Here is a 10,392-nt window from a genome sequence, read left to right as displayed (position 1 = left end):
AGTAGGGTCGCTCATACAGCTCAGTGCAACTGCCATACAGTTCAGCCCAATTGAACGACCCCCTCCCCCCCCCCCCCCCCGGCCGGATGTGCGGGAGGCGATGGCTCGGTCAGCCGCGGGCGCCCAGGCCGTTCGGCGGGCCGCCGGCGCCGCGCACGCCGCTGGGCGGACCGGCCAGGTCGTGCGTGCCCGGCGCCGGCCGGAAGCCGCGGACGCGGTTCCGGTTGGCGAGCTCCTGCAGCTGCTCCCAGTCCGGCTGTCCGGCGGAAACCAGTTCGCTCAGCCCGATGAAGAAGTTCTCCACGCCGCCGGGGGTGGCGATGACCAGCAGCTGGCCCGGGCCGTCGCCGACGTTGCGGAAGCGGTGCGGGACGCCCCGCGGACCGTAGACGATCGTGCCGGTCCCGACCACCTGCTTGGTCCCGCCGACCTCGAACTCGTAGCGTCCCTGGTTGATGAAGAACGCCTCGTCGGCCGTCTCGTGGACGTGCAGCGGCGGCCCGCTGCCCGGTTGGGTGGTGATCTGGTAGAAGCTGTACAGACCGCCGGTGTCCTCCTTGCGGAGCAGGAAGCGGCCCTCCTCACCGAACCAGCAGACGGGTTCGACCTCGTCACGGTTGACGAACTTCTCTGTGGTCTGCGTCACGGATGTTCTGGCCTTCCTCGTGGATTCCTTGGCTTCCGCTGCCTTGTGGCAGCGAATCAGGTACCGGTAAAGCGGCTGATAAACCTCGGGAAAACCGCTCAGAGGAGCGTGGTGCCGCCGTCCGCGAGCAGGCAGCTGCCCGTGAGGTAGGAGGAGCGCTCGGACGCGGCGAAGGCGATGACCTCGGCCACGTCCTCCGGGGTCCCGTTGCGCCGCAGAGCCGCGCGCTGTGCGGCGGCCTGGCGCTGCTCCTCGGGGATGTGGTGGGCGAGCTCGGTGAGGGTGAGGTTCGGTTCGACCGCGTTGACCCGGACCCCGTGCGGGCCCGCTTCGAGCGCGAGGGTCCGTACGGCCGCCGCCACGCCCGCCTTGGCGGCCGCCAGTGGCAGGAAGCCCGGCGCCGGACGGCGGGCCAGCGCGGCGCCGACGGCGACCACGGAGCCGCTGCCCCGGGCGATCATCCCAGGCAGCACCGCCCGGACGGTCAGGAACACCGCCTTGAGCTGCCGCAGGACCACCGGTTCGATGTCGTCCCACTCCAGTCGTGCCGCGGGGGCGATGCGCGCCTCATGGGCGTACAGCCCGGCCGCGTTGAGGACCAGGACGTCCACCGGGCCCAGCTCGGACTCGGTGGCGGCGACCAGGCGCCGGACCTGCTCGGGGTCGGTCACGTCGCCCTGCAGGGCCACCGCCCGACCGCCCGCGTCGCGGATCGAGCCGACCACCTCCTCGGCTCGGGCCCTGTCACCGCGGTAGTTCACCGCCACCCGGGCGCCCCGGGCGGCGAGAATCCGCGCGGTGGCCGCGCCGATGCCGCGGCCCGCGCCGGTCACGAGGGCGACTTTCCCGTCGAACTCCGGCACCTCGGACGGTTTGCGGGGTTCCCGCTCCTCGGCACCGGAGCTCGTGTTCGCTGGATTCACCGGATCAACTCCTCTGTCGCTCAAGGGAGATGGTTCATTCGTCGGCGGGCCGGTCCGGGGTCTGTCAGGCCCATCCCGCCAGGCAGCCGCCGAGGGCCGCGCCGAACGCGACGAGGGCCCACACCGTGCGCCACCGGTTGGCTCGGGACCACCGGTCGCGCAGCGCACTCCACTCGTCGGGCACCTCGCCCGCCGCGGCCCACTCGTCGATGCGGCGGTTCATCCGCACGTTGCGCAGTTCGGACACGAGGGCCACGCCGGCCACGCCGGCCAGGGCGACCGCGAAGACCGCCTTGGCCGGCGCACCCGGCGCGAGGAAGCACAGGCCCAGACCGCTGGCCAGGGCCACCTTGTTGACCGTGGGCATCAACGGGTCGAAACCCGGGTCCAGCAGCCGGTGGACCTCGGACCAGGTCTGCCGCGGCAGCCGCAGCAGCATGGGCGCGACGGCCCGTTCGACCGCGACCAGCGCCCCCGCCAGCACACCAGTGCACAGCACGAAGACGGTCGCCAGGGTCGCACTCAGCACGGTGGCCTCACCGCGCGTTCCGGTCGGCGGCCGGGATCGGAGTGCGCTCCAGACGGTCGTCGAGCATCAGGCCGTAGCTCTGGTCGCGGGCGATCGTGTCGAAGGCCGCGCGCATGAACAGATCGCGGATCCCGCACAGCAGCGAGCCGTGGACCAGCCCCAGCCGGCCGATGCGCCAGGAGGTGGTGGTCATGTCGGCGGCGCGGCCGCGGCGGGAGGCCTCGAACGCGGCGAGCGTCCTGGGGAGATCCTCCGCCGAGGCCCGGCCGAGCAGACCGGCCAGGACCACACCGCTCTCGATCGCCTGCCCGGCGCCCTGGCTGAGATTGAGCGTCATGGGATGGGCGGCGTCACCGACCAGGACCACCCGGCCCTGGGTCCACCGGCCGCCCGGCGGCCGGTCGTGGATGCTCACCGGGAGGATCGCGTCCTCGTCGGTCGAGGCGATGATGCGTCCGACGGGCTCGGGCCAGGCACGGTAGGCGGCACCCAGCGCCGCGCGCCTGGTGCTGCCCATCGTGTCGATCCCGCCGGCCGCGCGGTCGCTGGTGATGGCGTCCCAGTAGACCTCGTTCTCGTTCAGCCGGCAGTACAGGAAGCGCAGTCCGCCCCGGCCCCACAGATTGAAGAACGTACCGGTGGGCACCACCTGCTCGCCCGGCAGCCGGGTGATGGCCTGCCACGCGGTGTATCCGGCGTACCGCGGCGGCGGTTCGAAGTTCCTGCGCATCACGGCACGGACCGCGGAGCGCAGCCCGTCGGCGCCGACCAGCACGTCACCGCGCGCGGTCGATCCGTCCTCGAAGCGGACGGTGACACCATCGGCGTCCTGGGACCAGCCGGTCAGACGGGAGCCGAGCCGGATCCGGTGGTCGCCGACCGCCTCGGTCAGCACCTTGTGCAGCGAGGAGCGGCGCAGGGCGCAGGCTGGTGCGCCGCATCCGGCGGTGTACCGGTCCAGCTGCCAGCGTGCCAGGCGGCGGCCCCGGTCGGAGCGGAACTCGTGGTAGCGCATGCGCACCGCATCCGCCGCGACGGCCTCGTCGAGGCCGATGCGCCGGAGGGCGAGGAAGGCGTTGTGCCAGAGCATGAACCCCCCTCCGGACAGCAACTGGCCGGGAGCGGTGCGTGCTTCGAAGACTTCCACCTCGACGCCCTGCCGGACCAGCCCCGCCGCCGTGGTCAGGCCGGCGATGCCCGCGCCGATCACCAGGGCCTTGCGGACTGCCGTCATCATCGGGCTCCGATCACTTGGGCGTGTCGACGCCGCCGAGGCGGGTGCGCACCTCGTAGATCCGCCGCTCGATGCCGCCCCCGCTCCAGAAGGGGAACATGGGCGCGGCCATCTCACGGTGGGACGGCGCGTCCTCCCAGGCCCGGAACGCCTCCTCGCTCTCCCACTCCGCCAGCAGGATGTAGCGGCCGGGTTCGTCGGCGTCACGCAGCAGTTCGTCCCGGAGGTGCCCGGGCGTACCGTGGACGACGGCGGTGACCTGGCGGTAGGCCGCCTCGAATCCCTCCTGGTCCTTCTCCTCGACGCGTGCTGACACCATGACGCGTACGGTCATCGCTGTTGCCTCTCTATGGGTCGGTGAGCCGGCACGTGCTCGACGACGTCGAACACGGTCTTCTCCGCGGACTCGCGGAACCGGTCCAGGCAGGCGCTGAGCCGCTGCCTGGCCGGGCTGTTCTGGAACGCCTCCAAGGAGGCGTGGTCGGCCCAGTCGGCCATGATCACGTGGTCGTGCGGGCTGCGGGGGTCGCGCAGCAGGGTCTGCGCGACGCTTCCGGGCAGCTCCGCGGTGCTTCGCGCGGAGTCCAGCCAGGCCGCGCGGAACTCCTCCGCGCAGCCCGTCCGGACGGTCATCCGCAGTACGGTGCGCAGCATGTCGTCCGTCCCCCCCGCCGGGTCAGATCCCGCCGTCGGCGTCGAGCGTGGCGCCGGTGACGTAGCGGGAGGCCTCGGAGAGGAGGAAGAGCACCACGTCGGCGATCTCCGCCGGGACGCCCAGGCGCCCCAGCGAGATCATCTGGCGGTAGCGGGCCTTGCCCTCCTCCGTGACCGCCTTCATCTGGTCCGTCTCGACCAACCCGGAGGCCACGCAGTTGACCCGGATCCCCCGCGGGCCGAGCTCCTTGGCCAGCGCGCGGGTCAGGCCCATGACGCCGGCCTTGGAGGCCACGTAGTGGGCGGCGCCCGGCATGCCGTGGTGGGCGACGGCCGAACTGATGTTGACGACCGAGGCGGTCGTGGCGAAGAAGGGCAGTGCCGACCTGATCACGTGGTACATGCCCGTCAGGTTGGTGTCGAGGACCCGCTTCCACTGCTCGGGGGCGAGGTCCGCCAGCGGGTGGTGGCTGATGACGCCGGCGTTGTTCACCACCGCGTCGATCGGTCCGAAGGCCCCGTCGGCGCCGGCGCAGAGCCGTGCGGTCTGCTCGGCGTCCGTGATGTCGCAGCGGACCAGGTTGCCCCGGGCGCCGCGATCGGCCAGCTCCTTCCTGAGGGACTCGACCTCCGCGCTGTCCCTGACGTAGCAGGCGGTCACCGAGGCGCCCTGGTCGGCGAGGGCCAGCACCGTGGCCCTGCCGATGCCCCGGGATCCTCCGGTCACCAGTGCGTGCTTTCCGTCGAGGTTGAAGTCCATCGCGTTCTCCGTGGGTCGGGGTTCAGGAGGTGGTGGCGCGGCTGTGGGCCTCGGCCTCGATCCGCTCCTTGATCAGGTCGAGCTGGATCCTGGAGTTCCGGTTGATGCGGTCGGCCATGCCGGCGTCGTCGAGGGGTGCGCCCGGCTTCATGCGGAACTCCTGGACCCAGCGCATCTCGACGCCGTGCTCGGTCTCGCGGTAGCGCCAGTCGATGTGCATGAACGCGAACGGACCGGTCTCGATCCGGTGGGCGGTCACGCGAAGGTTCGCGCGGTCCATGGTGCGCTCGGAGACCCAGCTCCAGACCTTGCCGTCCTCCTCGGGCCGGAGGGTCAACCGGAACCGGACCACGTCGCCCTCGTGGTGCAGGACCTCGGCGGCGGCGTACTCGCTGAACAGCTTCGGCCAGCCCGCCACGTCGTTGGAGACGTCCCAGACCAGATCGATCGGGGCGTCGATGACGATCGAGTTCTCGGTGCGGGCGCCCGGAGCGATCTGCTGGTTGATCCGGGAGAGGAGTTCGGGGAGGGAGGCGACGCCGTCGACGTCGAGCTGGACGTGGTGGCTGTTCTCCACGGTGGTGATCACGTTGAGCAGGCCCAGGGAGTCCACCCCGAGGTCCTCGATGGTCGTGTACGGGTCGTCGGCCTGCTGCGGGTCGATGAGGACTCCCGTGCACTGCTGGACGATGGCGAGGAGCTCGTCCTCGGTCAGGGCTTGGAGGGGCATGGATCCGGTCCTTTCGGTGGGAAGGTACGGAGCGCGGCGCGGCTACGGAACGGTACGGACCACGAGGGCGGAGTTGAAGCCGCCGTACCCCCTGGCCAGGACCAGGGCGGTGCGCAGCCGCGCCTGCCGGGGCTCCCGGACGAGGTCGATGCGGTGCGCGTCGTCCGGCACGACGCCGGCCCGGGTGGGCGGGATGGCCTGAGCGCGCAGGGCGAACAGGGCGGTGACGACATCGAGCGGGGCCCCACCGGCGTACAGCCGCCCGTACCACGACTTCGGCGCCGTCACCGGCACCCCGTGCGGACCGAACACCTCGGCCAGACAGGCCGATTCGGCGCGGTCGAGCTCCGGTGTCCCCATGGCGTCGGCGAACACCACGTCGATTTCGTCCGGCCCGACCCCGGCGTCGGCCAGGGCGAGTTCGACCGCGCGGCGCAGCGGTGAGGGGCCGGGGCCCTGGAGCGCGCCGGGTGCCGGGTCGAAGGTCGAGGCGTGCCCGGCGATCTCCCCGTACGGTCGCTCGACGCCACGGGCCCGGGCGCTCTCCTCGTCCTCCAGCACGAGGATGGCACCGCCTTCACCGGGGACGTGCCCGCGGGCGGCCGCGTCGAAGGGGAGGTACGCGCGTTCGGGGTCCTCGCCGGTGCTCAGCCGCTGCGAGGTGGTCTGGCAGGCCAACGCGTACGGGCTCAGCGGCGCCTCGGTGCCGCCGGTGAGGACCGCCTTCGCGTCTCCGCGCAGCAGCGCGTTGCGGGCCTGCCCGATCGCGTCGAGTCCGCCGGCCTGTTCCGCGACGACCACGCCGCACGGGCCCTTCATCCCGTGTTTGATGGAGAGTTGGCCGGTCGTGGCGGCGTAGAACCAGGCGATCGACTGGAAGGGGCCGACGTGGCGCGGCCCCTTCGACCACAGGGCCTGGATCTCGCGCTGTCCGAAGGCGTTGCCTCCGGAGGACGAGGCGGTGATGACCCCGAGGTCGTACGGGGCGAACTCGGCGGGCCGCAGGTCGGCGTCACGCAGGGCCTCTTCGGCGGCCAGCAGGGCGAGTTGGCTCCATCGGTCGGTTTGGACGGCCAGCTTGGGATCGACCTCGGGCAGCGTCTCCGAGCCGGGTATCTCTCCCACCACCCGGACCGGGAAGTCGGCCGCGTCGAAGCGGGTCACCGGGCCGAGCCCGTCGACGCCGTCGAGCAGGGCGTTCCAGAAGGGCCCGGCCCCGGTGCCGTTGGGAGCGATCGCCGAGACCCCGGTGACCAGGGCGCGGCGGCGATCGGTGCCGGGGTACGTGTCGGTCACCGGCCACCGCCCGTTCCCGGCGCGGTGAGCACCACCGCCGTCTGGAATCCCCCGAAGCCGCTGCCGGTGCTCAGCACGGTGTCGGTCCGGTGTTCCCGGGCCTCCAGGGGGACGTAGTCAAGGCCGAGTTCCGGATCCGGGTGGTTCAGGTTGGCCGTCGGCGGCACGACGTTCCACTCGATGGCCAGGGCACTCGCCGCCAGTTCCAGTGAGCCGATGGCGCCGAGCGAGTGCCCGATCATCGACTTGATGGAGCTGACCGGCACACGGTACGCGTGGTCGGCAAGGGAGATCTTGAGCGCCTCGGTTTCGTGCCGGTCGTTCTGCCGGGTGCCGGAGCCGTGGGCGTTGACGTAGTCGAGGGCCTCGGGCGGGAGCTGGGCGCGGTCAAGGGCGACCTGGACGGCCTTGGCCAGTTCCGCGCCGTCGGGGCGCAGCCCGGTCATGTGGAAGGCGTTGCTGCGCTGGGCGTAGCCCGCGATCTCGCAGTAGACGTGCGCGCCACGGCGCCGGGCGGCCTCGGCCTCCTCCAGGACGAGCACCGCGGCGCCCTCGCCCAGGACGAACCCGTTGCGGTCCCGGTCGAAGGGCCGGGAGGCGTGCTCCGGGTCGTCGTTGCCGGGCGAGGTGGCCCGGATGGCGTCGAAGCAGGCGACCGAGATGGGGGAGATGGGCGCGTCGGTGGCGCCGGCGAGGACCATGTCGGACAGGCCGTCCTCGATGAACCGGGCACCCTGGGCCACGGCGTCGAGTCCCGAGGTGCAGCCGGTGGACACCACCCGGACCGGGCCCTGCGCGCCGGCCGTCCACGCGACCTCCGCGCCGAGGGCGCTCGGCACCAGTCCGCGGTACAGGTGCGGATACGGATCCGCGGCGTCGACCACCCAGCGGCTGCCACGCCCGCTCGCCCGGACGTACTGCTGTTCCAGGGTGATGGTCGAACCGACGGCGCTACCGACGCAGACCCCGATCCGGTGTGCGGGCACGGCCCCGGCCCCGCTGTCGGCGAGCGCCTCACGGGCGGCGACCACGGCGAACTGGGAGCAGCGGTCCATCCGGTGGATCTCCTCGGGCGTGAGCCCGTTCGCCAGGGGATCGAAGTCGCACTCGGCCGCGATCCGGGAGCGGTAGCCCGTCGCGTCGAAGTGGGAGATGGCCCGGGTGGCCGTCCGCCCCTCGGTGAGGAGGTTCCAGAACGCCTTGGTGCCTATGCCGCCGGGCGCGACGACGCCCATGCCGGTGACGACGGCACGACGGGGACTCATGCGTCCGCCTGGTCGGTCTGCGGCAGCGGCTCGGTGTCCACGTGGCCGAGTTCAGGCCGGGGCGCCAGCGGCCCCAGGTGGAAGACCATGAAGGCCGGGGTGTCGCCGTGGTTCTCCAGCCGGTGCCGGGCGTTGATCCCGAGGTGGAGTGCGTCGCCGGCACTCAGGGGCACGGGCTGCCCGTCGATCCGTGCGGTGATCTCCCCGCTGACGAGGTACAGGAACTCCTCGGAGTACGGGTGGTAGTGCTCGGTGACGACCTCCCCCGGGGCCAGGGTGAGCACACCCATGAAGCCCGAGGTGCATCCCGCCGTGGCGGGACTGAGCAGGGTGCGCAGGTCACCACCGCGCTTGCGGTTGGATGCGACGTCCCCCAGTGAAACCTTGGTCATACGGTCGCTGGCCACGCCAGACTCCTCTCGATTTCCGCATGTGCGGTCCCCCTTCGGCCACCACGCGTCGGCCCGAGCCGGCCGACGGACTCAGCGCTCCGCCTGCCAGGTGTAGAACTCGTGCGCCATCGCGTCCTCGGGGCCGCGCCAGGTGCGCGGGTCGTAGGCGGTGATGTGGGCGCCGAGCTTCTCGTTGACGTCGCGGAACAGGGCGTGATCGCGGACCTCGGCGAGGGAATGACGCACCTCGTCGTCGGAGGCGATGTAATGCACGTAGAGATCGTGGAAGTGGAACAGCCGGCGCTCGCGTACCCCGATCAGGTGCGGCAATTCACCGGCGTCGGATTCCGCGAAAATTCGGCCCACTTCAGGCGCCGAGCCCGGCTTCATGCGGGCCACGATGAGAGTGCTGCGCATTATGCTTTCCTTCCGTTCCGGCTCGCCGAACCGAGCGGTGGCGGGAACAGATTCACGCGGAGGCGTAAAGCGTCGATGAGGCGCCGGAAAACCGCCTGCCGCCGCGGACGCGGCCGCACGGCCGCACCGCGGTCGTGCTCGAATACCGGTGGTATCGGCCGAAAGTACGAGTGGTGCTCGTTCCCGAAGGCGGTAGGCGAATGTGATGGCGCTCGTTAGGATCTGGCCACCATCGGTGCCGCCGTCTCGCTCGGCACACTGCCCGAGCCGCGGTGCGGCTTTCGCGCCGCGACCGCGAAGGGCCCGGCAGGAGACTCCGCAGTGACGGCCGCACGGGATCACTTCATGGGGGAATCATGAATAGTGCGTCCATCGTCGAGGCTCCGGTTGCCCTCGTCGCAGAGGAGCCGGCCAGGCGGGCGGTGGCCCTGAGCTTGCTCGGGCCGCTGGAGATCGTCGCCGACTCGGTCGAAGTGGCGCTGCCTCAGCGCAAGTTGCGGCAGCTGCTGGCCACCCTCCTGGTGCGGCCCAACGCCGTCGTCTCCAACGACGCGCTGATCCGGGACCTGTGGGGCGACCAGCCGCCCGCGACCGCGCTGGCCGCGCTGCGCGTGTACGTGTCGCAGCTGCGCAAGTTCCTGATCAGGCACGGGCTCGACGGGCGGTGGTGCACCCTGCGCACCCGCCCGCCCGGCTACCAGCTCCAGGTCAACGAGGGGATCCTCGACACCGTGTGCTTCGACCGGATGTGCGCCATGGCCTGGGAGTCCGCCGAGTCGGGACGGCACGCCCTGGCCTCGCGCCAGTACCAGGAGGCCATGGCGCTGCGCCGCGGGCCGGCGCTCGAGGACCTGCGCGACAGCCCCACCCTCGCGGGCGCCGCCCTCCAGTACGACGAGGCGTGGATGACCGCGCTGAAGCGGCGGATCGACCTCGACCTGCTCCTCGGCCGGCATTTGGAGCTGGTCGGCGAGCTCCGTCGGCTCGTGGCGGAGGATCCGCTGAGCGAGGGCTTCTGCGCCCGGCTCATGCTCGCGCTGCACCGCAGCGGACGCAGTGGGGAGGCGCTCGCGTGCTATCGCGCCGCCCGGAACCGGTTGATCGAGGAACTCGGCATCGAGCCGGGGCCGGATCTGCGCCGCGCGCATCGGGCCGTCCTGGCCGCCGACTCGTTCTTCATCAGCGAGGATTGACACCCTTTATCGCGGTTTCACCGCCGTGCGCGATCCTCTGGGGGCCGCCCGCCCGCCGGGCCCGTTTCGGAGAGGAATCCGCCGATGTGCCGTTCGCTCGCTCTGCTGATGGCCCGTTGCCTCAACTGCCTCGGGCGGGCCCTGGTGTCGGCTGGTCACCTGTGGGTGCACGTGCCTGCGCAGGACCTGGGGGAGGACGGCGCACCGGGGGGCCCGGTCCACCCGCGGCCTCTCGAACGGCTGCGGCCGGACCTTCCCCTGACGCCCACGGAACGCGCGCTCGATCGCCAACTGTCGGATCTCGACCGGAAGTTCTGAGCAATCGGGGTACGGTCGGCGGTTCCCGCCGACCG

The 10,392-nt window shown here is 71.7% G+C and carries 14 protein-coding genes and 1 pseudogene; 2 read left to right on the top strand and 13 right to left on the bottom strand.

Translation table 11 applies throughout. The features are described 5' to 3' along the window. Positions 1-109: 109 nt before the first annotated feature. The 13 genes and pseudogenes from ACFQ87_RS26325 to ACFQ87_RS26265 all read right to left on the bottom strand — a co-directional run bounded on the left by ACFQ87_RS26325 (position 110) and on the right by ACFQ87_RS26265 (position 8,846). Positions 110-646, bottom strand: coding sequence for a cupin domain-containing protein (locus ACFQ87_RS26325; RefSeq protein ID WP_380613276.1), 537 nt, complete (start codon positions 644-646; stop codon positions 110-112). Between the two features lie 98 nt (positions 647-744). Beyond that, a complete protein-coding gene (locus ACFQ87_RS26320; protein WP_380613275.1) occupies positions 745-1,569 on the bottom strand; it encodes an SDR family NAD(P)-dependent oxidoreductase in 825 nt (274 codons plus the stop codon). Between the two features lie 64 nt (positions 1,570-1,633). After that, positions 1,634-2,098 carry an anthrone oxygenase family protein gene (locus ACFQ87_RS26315; protein WP_380613274.1) on the bottom strand — a complete coding sequence of 155 codons (465 nt, stop codon included), beginning with the start codon at positions 2,096-2,098 and terminating at the stop codon, positions 1,634-1,636. A 7-nt stretch (positions 2,099-2,105) separates the two neighbouring features. Then, positions 2,106-3,335, bottom strand: a complete 1,230-nt coding sequence (locus ACFQ87_RS26310) for an FAD-dependent oxidoreductase (RefSeq protein WP_380613273.1) — start codon at positions 3,333-3,335, stop codon at positions 2,106-2,108. A 10-nt stretch (positions 3,336-3,345) separates the two neighbouring features. Then, positions 3,346-3,651 carry an antibiotic biosynthesis monooxygenase family protein gene (locus ACFQ87_RS26305; protein ID WP_380613272.1) on the bottom strand — a complete coding sequence of 102 codons (306 nt, stop codon included), beginning with the start codon at positions 3,649-3,651 and terminating at the stop codon, positions 3,346-3,348. Positions 3,652-3,662: 11 nt separating this feature from the next. Then, positions 3,663-3,986, bottom strand: coding sequence for a putative quinol monooxygenase (locus tag ACFQ87_RS26300; protein ID WP_380613271.1), 324 nt, complete (start codon positions 3,984-3,986; stop codon positions 3,663-3,665). A gap of 22 nt (positions 3,987-4,008) precedes the next feature. Further along, on the bottom strand, positions 4,009-4,746 hold the full coding sequence (locus ACFQ87_RS26295; protein ID WP_380613270.1) for an SDR family oxidoreductase: 738 nt from the start codon (positions 4,744-4,746) through the stop codon (positions 4,009-4,011). Positions 4,747-4,768: 22 nt separating this feature from the next. Further along, complete coding sequence (locus ACFQ87_RS26290) at positions 4,769-5,242, bottom strand: SRPBCC family protein (RefSeq protein ID WP_380613306.1); 474 nt, start codon at positions 5,240-5,242, stop codon at positions 4,769-4,771. 57 nt (positions 5,243-5,299) lie between these two features. Then, a pseudogene (locus tag ACFQ87_RS26285) lies at positions 5,300-5,476 on the bottom strand (phosphopantetheine-binding protein); the annotation flags it as partial. A gap of 42 nt (positions 5,477-5,518) precedes the next feature. Further along, complete coding sequence (locus ACFQ87_RS26280) at positions 5,519-6,772, bottom strand: ketosynthase chain-length factor (protein WP_380613269.1); 1,254 nt, start codon at positions 6,770-6,772, stop codon at positions 5,519-5,521. Further along, positions 6,769-8,037, bottom strand: coding sequence for a beta-ketoacyl-[acyl-carrier-protein] synthase family protein (locus ACFQ87_RS26275; protein WP_380613268.1), 1,269 nt, complete (start codon positions 8,035-8,037; stop codon positions 6,769-6,771). The genes ACFQ87_RS26280 and ACFQ87_RS26275 overlap by 4 nt, the downstream gene beginning before the upstream one ends. Next, the gene (locus tag ACFQ87_RS26270) at positions 8,034-8,429 is read right to left on the bottom strand and encodes a cupin domain-containing protein (protein WP_380613305.1); all 396 of its coding nucleotides are present in this window, start codon (positions 8,427-8,429) and stop codon (positions 8,034-8,036) included. Before ACFQ87_RS26270 ends, ACFQ87_RS26275 begins: the two co-directional genes overlap by 4 nt. Positions 8,430-8,519: 90 nt before the next feature. After that, the gene (locus tag ACFQ87_RS26265; RefSeq protein WP_380613267.1) at positions 8,520-8,846 is read right to left on the bottom strand and encodes a TcmI family type II polyketide cyclase; all 327 of its coding nucleotides are present in this window, start codon (positions 8,844-8,846) and stop codon (positions 8,520-8,522) included. A 356-nt stretch (positions 8,847-9,202) separates the two neighbouring features. Here ACFQ87_RS26265 and ACFQ87_RS26260 point away from each other — a divergent pair, with 356 nt between their 5' ends. Beyond that, positions 9,203-10,039, top strand: coding sequence for a BTAD domain-containing putative transcriptional regulator (locus ACFQ87_RS26260; RefSeq protein ID WP_380613266.1), 837 nt, complete (start codon positions 9,203-9,205; stop codon positions 10,037-10,039). Positions 10,040-10,123: 84 nt separating this feature from the next. Further along, positions 10,124-10,357, top strand: coding sequence for a DUF6059 family protein (locus ACFQ87_RS26255; RefSeq protein ID WP_380613265.1), 234 nt, complete (start codon positions 10,124-10,126; stop codon positions 10,355-10,357). Positions 10,358-10,392: the final 35 nt, after the last annotated feature.

This window comes from Kitasatospora sp. NPDC056531 (assembly GCF_042794375.1).
Classification (GTDB): Bacteria; Actinomycetota; Actinomycetes; order Streptomycetales; family Streptomycetaceae; genus Kitasatospora.
Note: the sequence above shows the minus strand (reverse complement) of the source record. Positions and strands in the feature narration are given on the sequence as shown.

Excerpts from the sequence above, each read along its gene's own strand:
- ACFQ87_RS26310 (WP_380613273.1), bottom strand. The coding sequence starts at position 3,335 with ATGATGACGGCAGTCCGCAAGGCCCTGGTGATCGGCGCGGGCATCGCC.
- ACFQ87_RS26305 (WP_380613272.1), bottom strand. The coding sequence starts at position 3,651 with ATGGTGTCAGCACGCGTCGAGGAGAAGGACCAGGAGGGATTCGAGGCG.
- ACFQ87_RS26300 (WP_380613271.1), bottom strand. The coding sequence starts at position 3,986 with ATGCTGCGCACCGTACTGCGGATGACCGTCCGGACGGGCTGCGCGGAG.
- ACFQ87_RS26295 (WP_380613270.1), bottom strand. The coding sequence starts at position 4,746 with ATGGACTTCAACCTCGACGGAAAGCACGCACTGGTGACCGGAGGATCC.
- ACFQ87_RS26275 (WP_380613268.1), bottom strand. The coding sequence starts at position 8,037 with ATGAGTCCCCGTCGTGCCGTCGTCACCGGCATGGGCGTCGTCGCGCCC.
- ACFQ87_RS26270 (WP_380613305.1), bottom strand. The coding sequence starts at position 8,429 with ATGACCAAGGTTTCACTGGGGGACGTCGCATCCAACCGCAAGCGCGGT.
- ACFQ87_RS26265 (WP_380613267.1), bottom strand. The coding sequence starts at position 8,846 with ATGCGCAGCACTCTCATCGTGGCCCGCATGAAGCCGGGCTCGGCGCCT.
- ACFQ87_RS26260 (WP_380613266.1), top strand. The coding sequence starts at position 9,203 with ATGAATAGTGCGTCCATCGTCGAGGCTCCGGTTGCCCTCGTCGCAGAG.
- ACFQ87_RS26255 (WP_380613265.1), top strand. The coding sequence starts at position 10,124 with ATGTGCCGTTCGCTCGCTCTGCTGATGGCCCGTTGCCTCAACTGCCTC.